16 protein-coding genes and 3 tRNA genes are annotated in these 20,158 nt (G+C 55.5%); 15 read left to right on the plus strand and 4 right to left on the minus strand.

What is annotated here, in order from left to right; translation table 11 throughout:
• Positions 1 to 6 precede the first annotated feature (6 nt).
• Complete coding sequence (locus RHM65_RS13845) at positions 7 to 1,539, plus strand: DHA2 family efflux MFS transporter permease subunit (RefSeq protein ID WP_322165407.1); 1,533 nt, start codon at positions 7 to 9, stop codon at positions 1,537 to 1,539.
• A gap of 181 nt (positions 1,540 to 1,720) precedes the next feature.
• On the opposite strand, the gene RHM65_RS13850 is transcribed toward RHM65_RS13845, so the two are convergent.
• Positions 1,721 to 2,473: a UDP-2,3-diacylglucosamine diphosphatase gene (locus RHM65_RS13850; protein WP_322183614.1), complete on the minus strand. Its 753-nt coding sequence runs from the start codon at positions 2,471 to 2,473 to the stop codon at positions 1,721 to 1,723.
• Positions 2,470 to 2,970, minus strand: coding sequence for a peptidylprolyl isomerase (locus tag RHM65_RS13855; RefSeq protein ID WP_322165405.1), 501 nt, complete (start codon positions 2,968 to 2,970; stop codon positions 2,470 to 2,472). Before RHM65_RS13855 ends, RHM65_RS13850 begins: the two co-directional genes overlap by 4 nt.
• A 129-nt stretch (positions 2,971 to 3,099) precedes the next feature.
• Here RHM65_RS13855 and RHM65_RS13860 point away from each other — a divergent pair, with 129 nt between their 5' ends.
• Together RHM65_RS13860 and cysS are read left to right on the plus strand one after the other, a co-directional pair.
• Entirely contained in the window at positions 3,100 to 4,791 is a 1,692-nt protein-coding gene (locus RHM65_RS13860; RefSeq protein ID WP_322165404.1) for a glutamine--tRNA ligase/YqeY domain fusion protein, read from the plus strand.
• 130 nt (positions 4,792 to 4,921) lie between these two features.
• Entirely contained in the window at positions 4,922 to 6,304 is a 1,383-nt protein-coding gene (gene cysS, locus RHM65_RS13865; RefSeq protein WP_322165403.1) for a cysteine--tRNA ligase, read from the plus strand.
• A 95-nt stretch (positions 6,305 to 6,399) separates the two neighbouring features.
• On the opposite strand, the gene RHM65_RS13870 is transcribed toward cysS, so the two are convergent.
• The gene (locus tag RHM65_RS13870; protein WP_322183616.1) at positions 6,400 to 8,223 is read right to left on the minus strand and encodes a sigma-54-dependent Fis family transcriptional regulator; all 1,824 of its coding nucleotides are present in this window, start codon (positions 8,221 to 8,223) and stop codon (positions 6,400 to 6,402) included.
• A gap of 310 nt (positions 8,224 to 8,533) precedes the next feature.
• Here RHM65_RS13870 and RHM65_RS13875 point away from each other — a divergent pair, with 310 nt between their 5' ends.
• The 6 genes from RHM65_RS13875 to RHM65_RS13900 all read left to right on the plus strand — a co-directional run bounded on the left by RHM65_RS13875 (position 8,534) and on the right by RHM65_RS13900 (position 14,566).
• A complete protein-coding gene (locus tag RHM65_RS13875) occupies positions 8,534 to 9,628 on the plus strand; it encodes an ABC transporter ATP-binding protein (protein ID WP_322165401.1) in 1,095 nt (364 codons plus the stop codon).
• Positions 9,628 to 10,725, plus strand: coding sequence for an ABC transporter ATP-binding protein (locus tag RHM65_RS13880; RefSeq protein ID WP_322183618.1), 1,098 nt, complete (start codon positions 9,628 to 9,630; stop codon positions 10,723 to 10,725). The genes RHM65_RS13875 and RHM65_RS13880 overlap by 1 nt, the downstream gene beginning before the upstream one ends.
• The gene (locus RHM65_RS13885) at positions 10,722 to 11,585 is read left to right on the plus strand and encodes a sugar ABC transporter permease (RefSeq protein ID WP_322165399.1); all 864 of its coding nucleotides are present in this window, start codon (positions 10,722 to 10,724) and stop codon (positions 11,583 to 11,585) included. Before RHM65_RS13880 ends, RHM65_RS13885 begins: the two co-directional genes overlap by 4 nt.
• Positions 11,586 to 11,609: 24 nt before the next feature.
• Positions 11,610 to 12,410, plus strand: coding sequence for a carbohydrate ABC transporter permease (locus tag RHM65_RS13890; RefSeq protein WP_322165398.1), 801 nt, complete (start codon positions 11,610 to 11,612; stop codon positions 12,408 to 12,410).
• Between the two features lie 11 nt (positions 12,411 to 12,421).
• Positions 12,422 to 12,694 carry a DUF2160 domain-containing protein gene (locus tag RHM65_RS13895; protein ID WP_322165397.1) on the plus strand — a complete coding sequence of 91 codons (273 nt, stop codon included), beginning with the start codon at positions 12,422 to 12,424 and terminating at the stop codon, positions 12,692 to 12,694.
• 90 nt (positions 12,695 to 12,784) lie between these two features.
• Positions 12,785 to 14,566 (plus strand): ABC transporter substrate-binding protein, encoded by a 1,782-nt coding sequence (locus RHM65_RS13900; RefSeq protein WP_322183620.1) that lies wholly within the window; start codon positions 12,785 to 12,787, stop codon positions 14,564 to 14,566.
• Positions 14,567 to 14,761: 195 nt separating this feature from the next.
• On the opposite strand, the gene folD is transcribed toward RHM65_RS13900, so the two are convergent.
• Positions 14,762 to 15,616 (minus strand): bifunctional methylenetetrahydrofolate dehydrogenase/methenyltetrahydrofolate cyclohydrolase FolD, encoded by an 855-nt coding sequence (gene folD, locus RHM65_RS13905; RefSeq protein WP_322165395.1) that lies wholly within the window; start codon positions 15,614 to 15,616, stop codon positions 14,762 to 14,764.
• Positions 15,617 to 15,895: 279 nt separating this feature from the next.
• Between folD and RHM65_RS13910 the strand changes: the two genes are divergently transcribed.
• The 6 genes from RHM65_RS13910 (at position 15,896) to clpX (ending at position 20,087) form a co-directional block, all read left to right on the plus strand.
• Positions 15,896 to 15,972 (plus strand) — tRNA-Arg (locus tag RHM65_RS13910).
• Between the two features lie 57 nt (positions 15,973 to 16,029).
• A tRNA-His gene (locus tag RHM65_RS13915) sits at positions 16,030 to 16,105 on the plus strand.
• A 57-nt stretch (positions 16,106 to 16,162) separates the two neighbouring features.
• A tRNA-Leu gene (locus RHM65_RS13920) sits at positions 16,163 to 16,247 on the plus strand.
• A 407-nt stretch (positions 16,248 to 16,654) separates the two neighbouring features.
• Positions 16,655 to 17,965: a trigger factor gene (tig, locus tag RHM65_RS13925; protein WP_322165394.1), complete on the plus strand. Its 1,311-nt coding sequence runs from the start codon at positions 16,655 to 16,657 to the stop codon at positions 17,963 to 17,965.
• Positions 17,966 to 18,056: 91 nt separating this feature from the next.
• Positions 18,057 to 18,698, plus strand: a complete 642-nt coding sequence (gene clpP, locus RHM65_RS13930) for an ATP-dependent Clp endopeptidase proteolytic subunit ClpP (RefSeq protein WP_297835915.1) — start codon at positions 18,057 to 18,059, stop codon at positions 18,696 to 18,698.
• A 105-nt stretch (positions 18,699 to 18,803) separates the two neighbouring features.
• On the plus strand, positions 18,804 to 20,087 hold the full coding sequence (gene clpX, locus RHM65_RS13935; protein WP_322165393.1) for an ATP-dependent Clp protease ATP-binding subunit ClpX: 1,284 nt from the start codon (positions 18,804 to 18,806) through the stop codon (positions 20,085 to 20,087).
• The last annotated feature ends 71 nt before the right edge of the window (positions 20,088 to 20,158 follow it).

Consider the following 20,158-nt stretch of genomic DNA (forward strand, 5'->3'; position numbering starts at 1 on the left):
TTCGCGATGAGCTCGAACGCCCCGGCCTCTTTTACACCGCCCAGCTTGTTGATGTGCACCATCGGCCTGTCTCTGGCGACCTTCATGCAGGTGCTCGACACCACCATCGCCAACGTCGCGTTGCCGACCATCGCCGGTAACCTGGGCGTGAGTTCGGAGCAAGGCACTTGGGTGATCACCTCGTTCGCGGTGAGTAACGCCATTGCGTTGCCTTTGACTGGCTGGCTTAGCCGTAGGGTCGGCGAAGTGAAGCTGTTTCTATGGGCCACGATCCTGTTCGTGATGGCTTCGTTCTTGTGTGGTATTTCCACCTCGATGCCTGAGCTGGTGGGTTTTCGGGTGTTGCAGGGCGTGGTCGCCGGGCCGTTGTACCCGATGACGCAAACCCTGCTTATAGCGGTTTACCCGCCGGCGAAAAGGGGGATGGCACTGGCATTGCTGGCGATGGTCACGGTGGTGGCGCCGATTGCCGGTCCGATTTTGGGCGGCTGGATTACCGACAGCTACAGCTGGCCTTGGATCTTCTTTATCAACGTCCCCATTGGGATTTTTGCGGCCTTGGTGGTGCGCTCGCAGATGCGCACCCGGCCGGTGGTCACCAGTCGTCAGCCGATGGATTACGTGGGGTTAATCACCTTGATTATCGGGGTCGGGGCGCTACAAATCGTGCTCGACAAGGGTAACGACCTGGATTGGTTCTCGTCCCATTTCATCATGATCGGGGCGGTGATCTCAGCGATCAGCCTGGCCATTTTTGTTATTTGGGAATTGACTGACAAACATCCGATCGTCAATTTGCGTCTGTTTGCCTACCGCAACTTCCGCATCGGCACCATTACGTTGGTGGGTGGTTACTCGGCGTTCTTCGGTATCAATCTATTGCTACCGCAATGGCTACAAACGCAAATGGGCTATACCGCGACTTACGCAGGTTTTGCGGTGGCGCCGCTCGGTGTTTTGCCAGTGTTGATGTCGCCCTTTGTCGGCAAATATGCGCACAAATTCGACATGCGACTGTTGGCCGGGATAGCTTTTTTCGCGATTGGACTCAGTTGCTTTATGCGCGCTGACTTCACCAGTCAGGTGGATTTCTATCACATCGCCATGGTGCAGCTGTTCATGGGGGCGGGCATTGCGCTGTTCTTCATGCCGACCTTGACCATTCTGCTGTCTGACCTGCCGCCCAACCAGATTGCCGACGGCTCTGGGCTGGCGACCTTCCTGCGCAACCTAGGCGGTAGTTTTGCGGCTTCCCTGACGACATGGATCTGGATTCGTCGGGCTAACCAGCACCATGCGTACCTGAGCGAAAGCATCAACGCCTACGAACCGGCAACTCGCGATGCAATCACCACGCTGGGCGGGGCGGGGAGTAAGGCCTATGCGCAACTTGAATCAGTGGTCAATGCTCAGGCCTACATGATGTCCACCGTGGACTACTTCTACATGCTGGGTTGGTGCTTCTTTGCGTTGATCATCTTGGTGTGGATGGCCAAACCACCGTTCACCGCGAAAGCCGGGCCTCCGGCAGGGCATTGATGCAGGACCTCCTACAGAAAATTTTCGCTGTGAAAATGAGGACAACGGTGGGAGTTGGCTTGCCAACGAAGGCGGTGGGTCAGGCGCTACCGAGTCAATCCGTTCGCAGGCAAGCCTGTCTCGCACAGACTCTCGCCGTGGCGCAGAGCGCGTTGGGCCCCAACAGAGCTAATGCCGCCGGTTACGGCGAAAGCTGGGGGGTCGGGTTATCTGGCACAAAATCAAACGCCGCTAACTGAAAGCCCTGTTCATCCACCTGCAATGCCCAGCCCTGACGATCCCAATCCCCTAACACAATCCGCTTAGCCGCCTCATCACCGAGCTGCAGTTTATGAATCGCGGGGCGGTGAGTGTGGCCATGAATCAACGTGTGCACGCCATATAGCGCCATGATGCGAGGCACTTCTTCCGGGGTGACGTCGACGATGTCGTTGGCTTTCATTCGGGTCTGCGCCTGGCTTTCATTGCGCAGTTTGCGCGCCAGCGTGTGCCGGGTGCTTAGCGGGAGATGACGCAGCACAAACAGCGTCAGTGGGTTGCGCAAGTAACGGCGCATGCGCATGTAGGCTTCGTCTCGGGTACACAGGCTGTCGCCGTGCATCAACAGCACCGGTTCGCCGTTAATTTGCACCACGCTGGGGTCATTCAATAACGTGCAGCCCGCGGCTTTACAGAAGGCGCGCCCGAGCATGAAGTCGCGATTACCGTGCATCAGGAAGATTTTAGTGCCGCTGTCGCTGAGTCGGCTCAGGGCTTGGCAGATCGAAAGCTGAAACGGCGACATCGCGTCGTCGCCGATCCAGGCCTCGAAGAAGTCTCCGAGGATGTACAGCGCTTGGGCTGCCTTTGCTCGCCCTTCAAGCAGACCAAGAAACGTCCGGGTAATGTCCGGGCGTTGTTCTTCCAGGTGCAAATCAGAAATCAGTAAGATCACTCAACGATCTCGGCGTTAGTGATGATCACATCTTCAGCCGGCACGTCTTGATGACCGGCTTTCATCGTGGTGGCGACGCCTTTGATCTTGTCCACCACGTCGGTGCCTTCGACCACGTGACCGAACACGGTGTAGCCCCAACCTTGAACGGTGGGTGCCGTGTGATTAAGGAATTCGTTGTCACCCACGTTAATGAAAAACTGGGAAGAGGCTGAGTGCGGCTCCATGGTGCGGGCCATGGCAACCGTGTATTTCTCGTTGGAAAGGCCATTGCTGGCTTCGTTCTTGATGGTGGCGCGGGTTTTCTTTTGCGCCATGCCGGGCTCAAAACCACCGCCCTGGATCATGAAGTTGCTGATGACCCGATGGAAAACAGTGTTGGCGTAATGGCCTTCTTTGACGTACTGCACAAAGTTGGCAACCGTTTCTGGCGCTTTCTCGGCGTTCAGTTCCAGGACGATGTCGCCGTGGTTAGTGCTCAATTTGACTTTGGACATTGAAAAATCGCTCGTTTTGATTTTTTGGAAGCGGCGCGCCGGTCGCAACACCTTGACAGCTTCGGCTATGATAAGCGCTTTGATTTAGTCGGCCTACCCAGGCCGCGCACTTGTACGCCCAAGGATCCTATGAGCAAGCCCACTGACTCCGCTGCGAATTCCAAGGCAGGACCTGCCGTTCCGACCAATTTCCTGCGCACAATCGTGCAGGCGGACCTGGATTCGGGCAAGCACACCAAGATCGTGACTCGCTTTCCGCCTGAGCCCAACGGTTACCTGCACATCGGCCACGCCAAGGCGATTTGTGTGAACTTCGGTCTGGCCCAGGAGTTCGGCGGTGAAACGCACTTGCGCTTCGATGACACCAACCCGGCCAAGGAAGACCAGGAATACATCGACGCCATCGAAAGCGACGTCAAGTGGCTGGGTTTCCAATGGTCCGGCGCAGTGCGCTATGCCTCGCAGTATTTCGACCAATTGCACGATTGGGCGGTCGAGCTGATCAAGGCCGGCAAAGCCTACGTCGATGACCTGACCCCAGAGCAAGCGCGCGAATACCGTGGCAGTTTGACCGAGCCGGGCAAGAACAGCCCCTTCCGTGAGCGCAGTGTCGAGGAAAACCTGGACCTGTTCGCCCGCATGAAGGCCGGCGAGTTCATCGACGGCGCTCGCGTGCTGCGGGCCAAGATCGACATGGCTTCACCGAACATGAACCTGCGCGACCCGATCCTGTATCGCATTCGTCATGCACATCACCATCAGACCGGTGATAAATGGTGCATTTACCCGATCTACGACTTCACTCACGGTCAGTCGGACGCCATTGAAGGCATCACCCATTCGATTTGCACCTTGGAATTCGAAAGCCACCGTCCGCTGTACGACTGGTTTCTCGACAACCTGCCGGTGCCGAGCAAGCCGCGCCAGTACGAGTTCTCGCGCCTGAACCTGAACTACACCATCACCAGCAAGCGCAAGCTCAAGCAGTTGGTCGATGAAAAACACGTGTTCGGTTGGGATGACCCACGGATGTCGACCTTGTCCGGCTTCCGTCGTCGCGGTTACACCCCGGCCTCGATTCGCAACTTCTGCGAAATGATCGGCACCAACCGTTCCGACGGCGTAGTGGATTTCGGCATGCTGGAATTCAGCATTCGTGACGACCTCGATCACAGTGCACCACGTGCCATGTGCGTGCTGCGTCCGCTGAAAGTCGTGATCACCAATTACCCGGAAGGTCAGGTCGAGAATCTGCAATTGGCCCGTCACCCGAAAGAAGACATGGGCGTGCGTGAACTGCCGTTTGCCCGTGAAATCTACATCGACCGTGATGACTTCATGGAAGAGCCGCCCAAGGGCTACAAGCGCCTGGAGCCAAACGGCGAAGTGCGGCTGCGTGGCAGCTACGTGATCCGCGCTGACGAGGCAATCAAGGATGCCGATGGCAACATCGTCGAGTTGCGTTGCTCGTACGACCCGCAAACCCTGGGCAAAAACCCAGAAGGCCGCAAGGTCAAAGGCGTTGTGCATTGGGTGCCGGCAGCGGCCAGCGTTGAATGTGAAGTGCGTTTGTACGATCGCCTGTTCCGTTCGCCAAATCCGGAAAAAGCCGACGACAGCGACAGTTTCCTGGACAACATCAACCCTGATTCCCTGCAAGTGCTGACGGGCTGTCGTGCAGAACCTTCACTGGCTCACGCGCAGCCGGAAGACCGTTTCCAGTTTGAACGCGAAGGTTATTTCTGCGCGGACATCAAGGACTCGAAACCCGGTCAGCCGGTCTTCAACCGTACGGTAACTCTGCGAGATTCGTGGAGTTAAGCCACGGCACTTGTGGTGGGAGCAGGCTTGCCTGCGAATGCTTGACGCGGTGTGGCTGAACAACTGCATCCGCTTTTCGCAGGCAAGCCGGCTCCCACAGGTATCAGCAAAACCGGGTTAGGGATTCAACGTGCTATCGATTTACAACACGCTCAGCAAGAGCAAAGAAGTGTTCACGCCGCTGGACGGCAACAAGGTGCGGATGTACGTGTGCGGGATGACCGTGTACGACTTCTGCCACATTGGTCACGGCCGCAGCATGGTGGCGTTCGACCTGGTCACCCGCTGGCTACGCTTTAGCGGCTATGACCTGACGTATGTTCGCAACGTCACGGACATCGACGACAAGATCATCAACCGTGCCCGTGACAACGGCGAGTCGTTCGACGCCCTCACCGCGCGCATGATTGAAGCGATGCACGAGGATGAGGCGCGCCTGAACATCTTGCCGCCTGACCTGGAGCCGCATGCCACCGATCATATCCCCGGCATGCACGCTATGATCCAGACCTTGATCGACAAGGGTTACGCCTACGCGCCGGGGAATGGCGACGTGTACTACCGCGTCGGAAAATTCCTAGGTTACGGCAAGCTCTCGCGCAAGAAAATCGAAGACCTGCGCATCGGCGCACGGATCGAGGTGGACGAATCGAAAGACGATCCGCTGGACTTCGTGCTCTGGAAAGCCGTTAAACCGGGTGAGCCAAGTTGGGAGTCGCCTTGGGGGGCAGGGCGTCCGGGCTGGCATATAGAGTGCTCGGTGATGTCGACCTGCTGCCTGGGCGAAACCTTCGATATTCATGGCGGCGGTAACGATCTTGAGTTCCCGCACCACGAAAACGAAATCGCCCAGAGCGAGGCCGCTACGGGTAAGCCGTATGCCACTACCTGGATGCATTGCGGAATGATTCGCATCAATGGCGAGAAGATGTCCAAGTCGTTGAACAACTTTTTCACCATCCGCGACGTGCTGGAAAAGTATCAGCCGGAAGTGGTGCGCTACCTGTTAGTGTCCAGCCATTACCGCAGCTCCATCAACTACTCCGAAGATAGCCTGAAAGAATCCAAAGGCGCGCTGGAGCGGTTTTATCACGCGCTTAAAGGTTTGCCAGCTGTGGCGCCCGCTGGCGGCGAAGCGTTTGTTGAACGTTTCTCTGCGGCCATGAACGACGACTTCGGGACGCCGGAAGCCTGTGCGGTCTTGTTCGAGATGGTGCGTGAGATTAACCGCTTGCGTGACACCGACCTAAACGCCGCCGCCGGTTTGGCCGCACGGTTGAAAGAATTGGCCAGTGTGCTGGGTGTCTTGCAGCTCGAAGCCGATGATTTCCTGCGTGCTGGGGCGCAAGGTCGGGTTGATGCGGCAGAAATCGAAGCGCTGATTCAGGCCCGACTAACGGCCCGTGCCGACAAAGACTGGGCCGCTTCCGACCGCATCCGCGACCAACTCACCGCCATGGGCGTGGTGCTGGAAGACGGAAAGGGCGGGACGACCTGGCGTTTGGCTGATTGATAAAAGTCTTTGTAGCAGCCTACGGGTTGGCGAGGCGATCGATGGAGTGTGTCTGCCAAATCGCCAACACGTAGGCTCTACAGGGAGTGTGGGTGTTACGTGATTCGTTGCTCGCGCAATCGCTTGTACAGCGTGTTGCGGCTCAGCCCCAGTTGCTTGGCCAGTTGCGAGATATTGCCGCCGGCGGCGCGCAATAACTGCTGCAAGTCATCCGAGGTTTCCGCTTCGGTCGGGGCCGTGGCATCCTCCAGATCGGCAAAAAAATCGTCCGGCAAATACTCGGTGGTGATGAGTTTTTCATCTGCTAACGCCAGGGCGACCTGAATCACGCTACTGAGCTGGCGTAAGTTGCCCGGCCACGGGTGCCGATGAAACAGCCGTTGCACCTCGAGCGCAAAACCCGCGTGCTGATGGGGTTCACGGTGTTGTTCCCATAACTGCTGAAACAGCGCGCCTTTGTCGGTGCGGTGACGCAGGGGTGGAAGTTCCAGCGTCAAGCCACTAATGCGGTAATACAGGTCCTGACGAAACTCCCCACCCTGAACCCTTTCGCGCAGGGGCGAATGGGTCGCGGATATCAACCGAATATCCACCGGGTGCAACTCGCTACTGCCCAGTGGCTGAACCACCCGTTCCTGCAGCACCCTTAACAAGCGGGCCTGCACCGCCAGCGGCATGTCGCCGATCTCATCCAGAAACAGCGTGCCCCTATCCGCTTTGCGAATCAGACCAACGCTGCCCCGCGAGTTGGCGCCGGTGAATGCACCCTTTTCATAACCGAACAGCTCTGCCTCGACCAATTCCGACGGAATCGCCGCGCAGTTGATGGCAATCAACGGCTGATGCGCTCTGGAGCTGGCGTGATGCAGCGCCTTAACGAACACCTCTTTGCCTACCCCGGTTTCGCCGTGGATCAACAAGGGGATATTTTTTTCCAGCAGGCGCTCTGCCTGACGTACGGCCTTCTCGACATAGGGATCACCCAAGGCGATGGCTGACAGGGTCAGCGGCTCATCAGGTCGTCGAATGACCGCAGCTGGTGCTACTCGTATCGGCGTCGATAAAGCCCTTGGGTGGCGCATCAAACAATGGAACCGGTTGTTTCGTGCGTCCAACAACGAAAATGACTGCCCCTCTTTTTGCTCCAGCAGTTGCCGCAACGAGTTCTTGAACAGGTATTCGATGTCGAGCTGCGGTGGGTTGACCCCTAGCAAACTTTCGGCGCGGCGATTGGCGCATACAACCCGACCACGCTCGTTAAAAATCAACAACCCGGCCCATTGGCTGTCGAGGTTGTTGACGCCGGTATTGAACGTCAGTTGGAAATGAACGTCTTGGAACTGGTTAAGAATCAGCCGGTTTTCCACCGTCTGACTCATCATTTTCACCATTCCCAAGGTGTGAGAGGGTGGCAGAAAGCTGTCACTGGACACATCGAGGACGGCGATCATCTGCCTGGCGGGATCAAAGATCGGCGCTGCCGAGCCGGTCATGAATCGGTTAGCGGTGAGGAAGTGTTCATCGTGTTCAATATGAACCGCTTGTTCACAGGCCAAGGCAGTGCCGATGGCGTTGGTGCCGGTGCCGCTTTCAATCCAGCAGGCCCCGGCCATAAAACCCTGGTTTTCGTTTGATTCTACGAAACGCTGCTTACCCCATGACTTCAATAATCGGCCTTGATTGTCGGCAAGCAGAATCAGGCAATTTGAGTTGCTGAGGATGTTTTCATAAAACGGTAGCACTTCCTGATGCGTCGTTTGCGCCAGTGCGTGGTGACGCTCCAGTAACTGGGAGATCTGGTCGGCAGGCAGTTGGCCAAACGTAGGCTTGGACTGATGATTCAGGCCAAATTCGCGGCAGCGCGTCCATGAGTCCCTAATGATTGTCTCGTGCGCAAGCGATCGGCTAGAACGGGTCATAAAGGAAGTCCCTGTGGGTTCTTATTGTTCTTGTGGTCAGTGCTTGCGGCAAATTTCTTAGCGTAGTCGCCATGCGTGTCACGCCCATCAGTGTTGTTCAAGGTTGTTCAAAGTCAATGTTGATTCTGTTCAATTGTTCAATCTTAGATGAGCGGTGCTGAAGTAGTTAGTTTCCTATGTTAGTTAAAAATGACTACTAATCAGCACGATACATAAATTGATATGGTGACTAATCGAGTTGGCATGATTGTCGCTATGCAACAACGTCACACCGCTGTCCGGGACCTCCAATAATAAAATAGGGCACGCCATGTCGTTAACGTTAGAGCGCGTTAGTCGCTCCGTCGAAGGCCAGATTTGGATCGACGACGCCAACCTGAACTTCGAGGCTGGGTCGTTCAATGTGCTGCTGGGCCGCACCTTGTCTGGCAAAACCAGCTTGATGCGCCTGATGGCCGGGTTGGACAAACCGGACAGTGGAAGGGTCTTGATGAACGGCGTCGATGTCACCCAGACTTCGGTGCGCCATCGCAACGTCTCGATGGTCTATCAGCAATTCATCAACTACCCGACCATGACGGTCTTTGACAATATTGCGTCGCCGCTACGTCAAGCCGGGGTGTCGAAAGAACTGATTCAGAGCAAAGTCCTGGAAACAGCACGCATGTTGCGGATCGAGAAGTTTCTGCCGCGTTATCCTTTAGAGTTGTCAGGCGGCCAACAGCAACGTACCGCCATGGCCCGAGCCTTAGTTAAAGATGCCCAACTGATTCTGTTCGATGAGCCTTTGGTGAATCTTGACTATAAGTTGCGTGAAGAGCTGCGCCAAGAGATGCGCGAGCTGTTTGAAGCGCGCCACACCATCGCGATTTATGCCACCACCGAACCCAACGAAGCGCTGGCATTGGGCGGTACCACCACGGTGTTGCACGAGGGGCGAGTGATACAAAGCGGCAGGACGCCGGAGGTGTACCACCAACCGAAAACGGTATTGGCCGCTGAGTTGTTTTCCGAACCGCCGATCAACTTGATGCCGGGACGAATTGAGGGCAACGAAGTCAGTTTTGCCAATTTCGTGCATTTTCCACTGAACGTTGATCTGCGCTCGATTGGCGAGGGTGAATACCGATTCGGCGTACGTCCCAGCCACCTCAGCCTGGTGCCGTCCAACGACGATGACTTGGAGTTGGCGGTGACGGTGGAAGTCGCGGAAATCAGCGGCTCAGAGACCTTTCTGCATGTGCGTAACGAACACTTCCTACTGGTTCTGCACTTGCCGGGGGTGCACGAGTACGACGTCGATGCGCCGATCAGTATTTACATCCCGACGCATAAATTATTCGTCTTCGATCAGCAAGGTCAGTTGATCCAGGCGCCCAGCCGCCGAATTGCGAGGGTTGCCTGATGGCCGAAATTCGCTTGCAGAAACTGGCCCACAGCTACAGCCGCCAGCCCAGCAGCCCTGACGATTACGCGATTCGTGAGATGAATCACATTTGGGAGCAGGGCGGTGCCTACGCCTTGCTCGGGCCGTCTGGCTGCGGCAAATCGACGTTGTTGAATATTATTTCCGGGTTGCTGAGTCCGTCAGAGGGGCAGGTGTTGTTTGACTCGAAGGTGGTTAATGACCTGACGCCCGAGAAGCGCAACATTGCTCAGGTTTTTCAGTTCCCGGTGGTCTACGACACCATGACGGTGTACGACAACTTGGCATTTCCCCTGCGTAATCAAGGCATGGCGGAGAATAAAATTCGGATCAAAGTCCAGGAAATCGCCGACATTCTGGACCTGCAAGCGCTGCTAAAAAAGAAGGCCCGCAACCTCACTGCTGACGAGAAACAGAAAGTCTCCATGGGCCGTGGGCTGGTGCGGGACGACGTCTCAGCGATTCTGTTTGATGAGCCGCTGACGGTCATCGACCCGCACTTAAAGTGGAAGCTGCGGCGCAAGCTCAAGCAGATTCATGAGCAGTTCAACATCACCATGGTCTACGTCACCCATGACCAATTGGAGGCGTCGACCTTTGCCGACAAGATTGCGGTGATGTACGGCGGGCAGATCGTTCAGTTCGGAACACCTCGCGAGCTGTTCGAGCGACCTCGCCACACCTTCGTGGGCTACTTCATTGGCAGTCCGGGCATGAACCTGATCGAGGTTCAGCCTCAGGCCGGTGGCGTCGGCTTCGGTGATGTTCATCTGCCGCTGCCCGAGGCGTTGCTGCGGCAGATTGCCGACACCCAATGGACCCACTTGAAAGTCGGGATTCGGCCGGAGTTCGTACATGTCTGGGAAGGCCCCTTCGATGATGCATTGCGCGCGGATGTCTCCCATATCGAGGACCTCGGGACCTACAAAATCCTGACGCTGACCTTGGCCGGGCAAATGCTCAAGGTGCGGATTCAGGAAGACAAGCCGATACCTGAGAGCCACGCCTGGATCAGCTTCCCGGCCCAATGGTTGATGGTCTATGCCGACGACTACCTGCTGGAGGTCAGCCCGTGAACAAGGTCCAGAACAACAAGGCTTGGTGGCTGGTCCTCCCGGTGTTCCTGTTGGTGGCCTTCAGCGCGATTATTCCGATGATGACCGTGGTCAATTATTCGGTGCAGGACATTTTTGACTTGTCGAGTCGGTATTTCGTCGGGGCCGACTGGTTCAGGCAGGTGCTACAAGACCCGCGACTGCATGACTCGTTGCTGCGCCAGTTCATCTACTCGTTCTGCGTCCTGCTGATCGAAATCCCGCTGGGCATCGGCATCGCCCTGACCATGCCAACCAAGGGGCGCTGGTCATCGGTGTGCCTGATTGTGATGACCATTCCTTTGCTGATTCCGTGGAACGTGGTGGGGACGATCTGGCAGATTTTCGGCCGTAGCGATATCGGCCTGCTGGGCTGGGCCCTGAACAAGATCGGCATGAATTACAACTACGCGGCCAACGCCTCGGACGCCTGGGCGACGGTGCTGCTCATCGACGTCTGGCATTGGACCTCGCTGGTGGCGCTGTTGTGCTACTCCGGTCTGCGCGCCATTCCGGACGTGTACTACCAGGCCGCGCGTATCGATCGTGCGTCGAGTTGGGCGGTTTTCCGACATATCCAGTTGCCAAAGATGAAGAGCGTGCTGTTGATCGCCGTGATGCTGCGTTTCATGGACAGCTTCATGATCTACACCGAGCCGTTCGTGCTCACGGGCGGCGGTCCGGGCAACTCCACGACGTTCCTCAGCCAGACCCTGACTACCATGGCGCTGGGGCAGTTCGACCTGGGCCCGGCGGCTGCGTTCTCGCTGGTGTATTTCCTGATCATCCTGTTGGTGTCGTGGGTGTTTTATACCGCCATGACCCACGGCGAAATGAACTGAGGTTCGGCCATGAGACTGGGGAAAATGAAGCTGCAAAAAGTCGTGCCGTTGTGGATCTACATCCTGTTCTTGCTGGTACCGATCTATTGGCTGGTGAATATGTCATTCAAGACCAACACCGAGATTCTCGGTGGTCTGACCTTGTGGCCGCAGGACTTCACGATGGCCAACTACCACATGATTTTTACCGATCCCGTTTGGTACAACGGCTATCTCAACTCGTTGTATTACGTGTGCCTCAATACTGTCATTTCCCTTAGCGTGGCACTGCCGGCAGCCTATGCCTTTTCCCGCTATCGCTTCCTCGGTGACAAACATTTGTTTTTCTGGCTGCTGACCAATCGCATGGCACCACCGGCGGTGTTCCTGCTGCCGTTCTTCCAGTTGTATTCATCCATCGGCCTGTTCGACACCACTCTGGCGGTCGCCTTGGCCCACTGCCTGTTCAACGTGCCGTTGGCGGTCTGGATTCTGGAAGGCTTCATGTCCGGCGTGCCCAAGGAAATCGATGAAACGGCATACATCGACGGCTACAGCTTTCCCAAATTCTTCGTGAAGATATTCATCCCCTTGATTGGCTCCGGTATCGGCGTAACAGCGTTCTTTTGCTTCATGTTTTCTTGGGTCGAGCTGCTGCTGGCGAGAACCCTGACCTCGGTCAACGCCAAGCCGATTGCGGCGGTCATGACGCGCACGGTATCGGCGTCGGGGATCGATTGGGGGGTGCTGGCAGCGGCGGGGGTGTTGACCATTCTGCCCGGCATGCTGGTGATCTGGTTTGTTCGTAATCATGTGGCCAAGGGCTTTGCCTTGGGTCGGGTTTGAGGAGCTGAGACATGGGGTGGATGGCCTGGACGTCCCTGACCGCTACGTTTTTCTGCTGCATCGGTGTGCTGCTAGCCAGCATGACGGTGTGGGAGTTGCGCTCGCCGAGTATTGCGCGCCGTGGGTTTTTGCCGATTGCCACCAGTCGTGGTGATCGTTTGTTTATCGGTCTTCTCGGAAGCGCCTTCCTGCATTTGCTGGTCATTGGCGCAACCGACTGGAGCATCTGGGTCGCGTCGCTGATGTCCCTGGTGTGGTTGTTAGTGTTGATGCGTTGGGGTTGAAAGATGGATGTTCGCGGGCAGTGGAGGCGACGTGATCAGTAGGTCCCGTAAGAATCTGGCGACGTTGGAATCAAACATTTGGAGGTGTCTATGTTCAACAAAAACAACAAACTTCGACATAGCGTGGCGCTCGCTTCGCTGCTGGCCCTCAGCGGATTGAGCGTGTCGGCCTGGGCGGATGCTTATGAAGATGCGGCCAAGAAATGGATCGGTGATGAATTCAAGCCATCGACCCTGACCCCGGAGCAACAGTTTGCCGAAATGCAGTGGTTCATCAAGACCGCCGAACCCTTTCGCGGCATGAGCATCAAGGTGGTGTCGGAATCGTTGACGACTCACAAATATGAGTCTGAGACGCTGGCGAAAGCATTCACCGAAATCACCGGGATCAAGGTTACGCATGACGTGATGCAAGAGGGCGATGTGATTGAGAAACTGCAAACCTCCCTGCAATCGGAGGGCAGGAGTATCTACGATGGCTGGGTAAACGATTCCGATTTGATTGGTACCCATTTTCGTTACAACAAGACGGAATCTCTGACTGATCTGATGGCCAACGAGGGCAAGAATTACACGTCGCCCACCTTGGACGTCAAAGACTTCATCGGAACGTCGTTCACCACTGCGCCGGATGGCAAGCTGTATCAACTGCCCGACCAACAATTTGCCAATCTGTACTGGTTCCGTGCTGACTGGTTTGAGCGCCCGGACCTGAAAGCCAAGTTCAAGGCTAAATACGGTTACGAACTGGGAGTGCCCGTTAACTGGTCAGCCTATGAAGACATCGCCGAGTTCTTCAGCAACGACGTCAAGGAAATCGACGGCAAGAAGGTCTATGGGCACATGGACTACGGCAAAAAAGACCCGTCTCTGGGTTGGCGCTTCACCGACGCCTGGTTCTCCATGGCAGGGGGTGGCGACAAAGGCCTGCCTAACGGCAAGCCGGTGGATGAGTGGGGGATTCGGGTTGAGGGTTGCCACCCGGCGGGTTCAAGCATTACCCGTGGTGGCGACACCAATGGTCCGGCGGCGGTGTATGCCACGCAGAAATACATCGACTGGCTCAAGGCCTATGCACCACCGGCTGCAGCGGGCATGACCTTTTCCGAAGCAGGGCCGGTACCGGCGCAGGGCAACATTGCGCAACAGATCTTTTGGTACTCGGCCTTTACCGCTGACATGACCAAACCAGGGCCGGTGATGAACGCCGACGGCACGCCGAAATGGCGCATGGCGCCGTCGCCTAAAGGCCCATATTGGAAAGACGGCATGAAGCTCGGTTACCAGGACGTAGGGTCTTGGACCTTTCTGAAGACCACGCCCGAGAAGGAAAAACTCGCAGCCTGGTTGTACGCGCAGTTCGTGACCTCGAAAACCGTGTCTCTGAAGAAAACTATCGTCGGCCTGACGCCGATTCGTGAGTCTGACATCAACTCCCAAGCCATGACCGATCTGGCGCCAAAGCTTGGCGGACTGGTGGAGTTCTACCGCAGCCCGGCCCGAGTGCAGTGGACGCCGACCGGTACCAACGTGCCGGATTATCCGAAGCTGGCACAACTCTGGTGGCCGCATGTGGCTGAAGCAGTGACCGGTGAAAAAACCGCGCAGCAGGCATTGGATGGTCTGGCCAAGGATCAGGATGACCTGATGACTCGTATCGAGCGTTCCAAGGTGCAGGATGCCAGCGGTTGTGGGCCGAAGATGAACCCAATCACGACAGCGGAGGAGTGGTACAAAAAAGGCGAGGAAGCTGGCGGCACAGCTCCGCAACGCAAGCTGGCCAACGAGAAGCCAAAAGGCGAAACCATCGGCTACAACGAGTTGCTGAAGTCTTGGAAAGACGCCAGTACCTTGAAATCTGCCGCTAAATAGGCAGTGTTGAAACTAAAAAACGGCACCCCGGAGGTGCCGTTTTTTTCTACCTACAGTCGCAATTTCCTGTAGGAGCCAACGTGTTGGCGAACGGTTGGCTGCGTTGCCTGTAGGACCGAATTTATTCGGGAAGCGTGCGACACGGTGTGTCTGATCAAACGCTTCGCCAACACGTTGGCTCTACAGAGTTTCATTTCAGACGTGAAGTGTTTCTGCCGCGTACAGGGTGTTTTCCAGTAAGCAAGCACGGGTCATCGGGCCGACGCCGCCAGGAACGGGAGTGATCCATCCTGCGCGGGGAAAAGCAGTTTCGTACACCACGTCGCCCACCAGCTTGCCGTCTTCCTGGCGGTTGATACCGACGTCAATGACGATTGCGCCTTCTTTGATCCACTCGCCCTTGACCAGACCCGGTTTGCCAGCAGCAACCACCACCAAATCGGCACGGCCCACATGGCCCGCTAAATCGCGAGTGAAGCGGTGGGTGACGGTGACGGTGCAACCGGCCAGCAACAGCTCCATTGCCATCGGGCGGCCAACGATGTTCGATGCGCCGACAACTACGGCGTCCAACCCATAAAGGTCAACACCGGTGCTTTCCAGCAGGATGATGATGCCTTTGGGGGTACAAGGGCGTAGCAGGGGAATGCGCTGGGCCAATCGACCGACGTTATACGGATGGAAACCATCGACGTCTTTGTCCGGGCGAATGCGCTCCAACAGTTTGGAGGCATCAAGATGTTCCGGCAGGGGTAACTGCAAGAGCACGCCATCAATATTGTCGTCGTTGTTGAGCCGATCAATCAGATTGGTCAGTTCATCCTGGGTGGTATAGGTGGGCAGGTCGTAGGCTTGCGAGAGAAAACCCACCTCTTCGCAGTCTTTGCGTTTGTGTGAGACATAAACCTGAGAGGCGGGATCGTTGCCCACCAGAATCACCGCCAAACCCGGCGTGCGCAGGCCCTGCTGGTGACGCTCGGCGACCCGTTTGGCGATCTGCTGGCGCAGGTTGGCTGCGATCGCTTTGCCGTCTATTAGTTTTGCAGTCATTACGCGTGATTAACCATCGAAAGGGATTGAAAAAGAGCGCGCATTCTCGCATGCCGTGACGCAAGGGCAAAGGCGCTTGGTTTGCATATTCTGCTAACCCCTTTATCTAGCTGAATTTTTTTCGAAAAAGAGTTGACGACTATCGGGGCCGTCTATAAGATTCGTCGCACTTGTCGGGCAGAGCCTAGCACTGGTCAAGAAAGTCAGGCAGAGTAGTTGGTTCGCTTGACGTGACTGAAAGCTCTTAATTTGTAGTCGTTAAAGATGCAGATTAAATAAGTGCCCGTAGCTCAGTTGGATAGAGCATCCGCCTTCTAAGCGGATGGTCGCAGGTTCGAGTCCTGCCGGGTGCGCCATTCAGGCAACTTTGGCACAAGTAACGTTGCATGTAGGCACCAGTCACACGCTATTTGGTGGGCGTAGCTCAGTTGGTAGAGCACGGGATTGTGACTCCCGTTGTCGAGGGTTCGATCCCCTTCGTCCACCCCATATTAGAAAAGGCGCCAGATCTAAACGTCTGGCGTCGTTGCTTCAAAAGCTTGACGCGCGGATGTGGTGGAATTGGTAGACACACTGGATTTAGGTTCCAGCGCCGCAAGGTGTGAGAGTTCGAGTCTCTCCGTCCGCACCAAATACAACTTTGCGAATGATGTATTCGCAGAGAGAAAAGAAGCCGCCTAGTGCGGCTTTTTTTTGTTTCTATATATTGGGTTTTTAGGTTTGGCGTCGACGGCTCATGCCGGTTTTTTCGACGTCAGGCGTGTTTTTGATAGGCGGTTTTTGGTTGGAAGGTTGGCTGTTGTAAGCCGGTGCGTCCTGCTTCCTTATATAGGGTAGGACTGCGCCAGACACTTCGCCTGCCCACTGGCATCAACTGTTCACAAGGATCGTCGTCGATCCCTCGCGCCGGTTGGATTCCACGCCGTTTATTTACCCTTTTTCAGTAGGGTGACTTCTTGAGTTTGACCCACTAGAATGCATGCCCTTGATTCTGGGGTCGGAAACGGCCGGCTAACGTTTGTGCAACGAGGAATATCCATGCAAGTTTCTGTTGAAAATACTACTGCTCTTGAGCGCCGCATGACCATTGGCGTGCCTTCCGAGCGCATCGAGACTGAAGTCAACAAGCGTCTGCAGCAAGCTGCCCGTAGTGCCAAAATCCCAGGCTTCCGTCCGGGTAAAGTGCCTATGAGCGTTATCCGTCAGCGTTATGAAGACGGTGCCCGTCAGGAAGCCTTGAGCGAACTGATCCAGGCAACTTTTTACGAAGCAGTGGTTGAGCAGAAGCTGAACCCGGCTGGCGCTCCGTCCGTAGAGCCAAAAACCTTTGAAAAAGGTAAAGACCTGGAATACATCGCTACGTTTGAAGTATTCCCGGAATTTACCGTTGCAGGCTTTGAGTCCATCGCTGTAGAACGTCTGAGTGCAGACGTGGCTGATACTGATCTGGACAAAATGCTCGAAATCCTGCGCAAGCAGAACGTTCGTTATGAAGCCGCCGAGCGCGTTGCTCAGAACGACGATCAATTGAATATTGATTTCGTTGGCAAGGTTGACGGCGAAGTATTCGCTGGCGGTTCGGCCACTGGCACTCAATTGGTATTGGGCTCCGGTCGCATGATTCCTGGTTTCGAAGAAGCCCTGGTCGGTGCTAAAGCTGGCGAAGAGCGGGTTCTGAACCTGACCTTCCCGGAAAACTACCAGAACCTTGACCTGGCTAACAAAGCCGTCGAGTTCACCGTGACCGTCAACACCGTCTCCGAGCCTAAATTGCCTGAGCTGAACGAAGAGTTCTTCACTCAGTTCGGTATCAAGGAATCGGGTGTTGAAGGTTTCCGCGTCGAAGTTCGCAAGAACATGGAGCGTGAGCTGCGTCAGGCGATCAAATCCAAGGTCAAAAATCAGGTAATGGACGGTCTGCTGGCTTCCAACCCGATCGACGTGCCTAAAGCGTTGCTCGACAACGAAGTCAACCGTCTGCGTGTTCAGGCCGTTCAGCAGTTCGGTGGCAACATCAAGCCTGACCAGCTGCCGGCAGAGCTGTTCACCGAACAAGCCAAGCGCCGAGTGGAGCTGGGCCTGATCGTTGCTGAAGTGGTCAAGCAGTTCGACCTCAAGCCAGACGACGCTCGCGTTCGTACCATGATTCAGGAAATGGCATCGGCTTACCAAGAGCCTGAGCAGGTTGTGTCCTGGTACTACAAGAACGATGAGCAACTGAACGAGGTTCGTTCGGTTGTGCTGGAAGAACAAGTTGTGGATACTGTTTTGCAGAAAGCTAGCGTGACCGATAAATCGGTCTCTTACGAAGAAGCTGTCAAGCCGGTTGAAGCTCCACAAGCCGACTGATTTTTTCTCTCGTTCGAAAACACCCATAAGCCAGCCTTCGTGCTGGCTTATGTGTATTCAAGAAATGACTATTTGGGAGTGAATGCAGGACATGTCCCGCAATTCTTATATTCAGCAGAACTCTGACATCCAGGCCGCTGGCGGCTTGGTCCCGATGGTTATCGAGCAGTCCGCCCGTGGCGAACGCGCCTATGACATCTACTCGCGCCTCCTTAAGGAGCGGGTGATCTTTCTGGTAGGTCCGGTAGAAGACTACATGGCCAACCTGATCGCGGCGCAACTGCTGTTCCTTGAAGCCGAAAATCCGGACAAGGACATCCATCTTTACATCAACTCACCAGGCGGTTCGGTGACTGCAGGGATGTCGATCTACGACACCATGCAATTCATCAAACCAGACGTGTCGACCATTTGCATCGGTCAGGCCTGCAGCATGGGTGCCTTGCTGTTAGCTGGCGGCGCCGCTAAAAAGCGTTATTGCCTGCCGAACTCGCGAATGATGATTCACCAGCCGTTGGGCGGCTTCCAGGGTCAAGCGTCGGATATCGACATTCATGCCAAGGAAATACTGTCCATTCGTGCTCGCCTGAATGAAATTCTGGCTCACCATACCGGGCAATCGATTGAGACGATCGAGCAAGACACCAATCGCGACAACTTCATGAGCGCCGAACGCGCTGCTGAATACGGTCTGATCGATCAGGTACTCACTCAGCGTCAAATGGCTAAGTAAGCAGCTCAATCGTGGGTGGTTGGAATTACTGACCACCTGCGGACTTGAAAAAGCCCGCAATAGCCTTCATCTTGTGTTGCAAGCCTACCGGATTGGATCGATCGAATGACTGACACTCGCAACGGCGAGGACAACGGCAAACTGCTCTATTGCTCCTTCTGTGGCAAAAGCCAGCATGAAGTGCGCAAATTGATTGCCGGCCCCTCGGTTTTTATCTGTGACGAATGCGTCGACCTGTGCAATGACATCATCCGAGAGGAGGTGCAAGAAGCTCAGGCTGAAAGCAGCGCGCACAAATTGCCATCGCCAAAGGAAATCAGCGGCATCCTTGATCAGTATGTGATTGGTCAAGAGCGTGCAAAAAAGGTTTTGGCCGTAGCGGTGTATAACCACTACAAGCGTCTGAACCAGCGTGACAAGAAAAATGATGATGTTGAACTGGGCAAAAGTAACATCCTGCTGATCGGCCCTACGGGTTCGGGCAAGACGTTGCTGGCTGAAACATTGGCCCGTTTGCTTAATGTTCCTTTCACCATCGCTGACGCCACCACCCTGACCGAAGCTGGTTATGTGGGTGAGGACGTTGAAAATATCATTCAGAAGCTGTTGCAGAAATGCGACTACGACGTAGAAAAAGCCCAAATGGGTATTGTCTACATCGATGAAATCGACAAGATTTCGCGCAAATCCGACAATCCTTCGATTACTCGCGACGTTTCTGGCGAAGGCGTGCAACAAGCTTTGCTGAAGCTGATCGAAGGCACCGTGGCTTCTGTTCCTCCTCAAGGGGGTCGCAAGCATCCACAGCAGGAATTCCTGCAAGTGGACACGCGTAACATCCTGTTTATCTGCGGCGGTGCATTCTCAGGCCTCGAAAAGGTTATTCAGAGCCGTTCCACTCGCGGCGGCATAGGCTTCAACGCCGAAGTTCGCAGCAAGGAAGAAGGCAAGAAGGTTGGCGAGTCGCTGCGTGAAGTCGAGCCTGACGATTTGGTCAAGTTCGGTCTGATCCCGGAATTCGTAGGCCGTCTGCCGGTTCTGGCGACGTTGGACGAATTGGATGAGGCTGCGTTGATGCAGATTCTTACCGAGCCGAAAAACGCGCTGACCAAGCAATATGCAAAATTGTTCGAAATGGAAGGTGTGGACCTTGAGTTCCGTGCTGATGCGTTGAAGTCCATCGCCAAACGTGCGCTTGAGCGCAAAACTGGCGCTCGGGGTCTTCGCTCCATTCTTGAGGGCGTTTTGCTCGACACCATGTACGAGATCCCTTCGCAGTCTGAAGTGAGCAAGGTGGTGATCGACGAGAGCGTCATCGAGGGCACGTCCAAGCCGCTGTTGATCTACGAAAACAGCGAGCCGCCTGCCAAGGCTGCTCCGGACGCGTAAGCAACAATTTGTAATGAAAAGGGGGCCTTCGGGTCCCCTTTTTCTTTATCTGCGCCAGCGCTTGTTTTTTT

This window comes from Pseudomonas sp. CCI4.2 (assembly GCF_034350045.1).
Taxonomy (GTDB): Bacteria; Pseudomonadota; Gammaproteobacteria; order Pseudomonadales; family Pseudomonadaceae; genus Aquipseudomonas.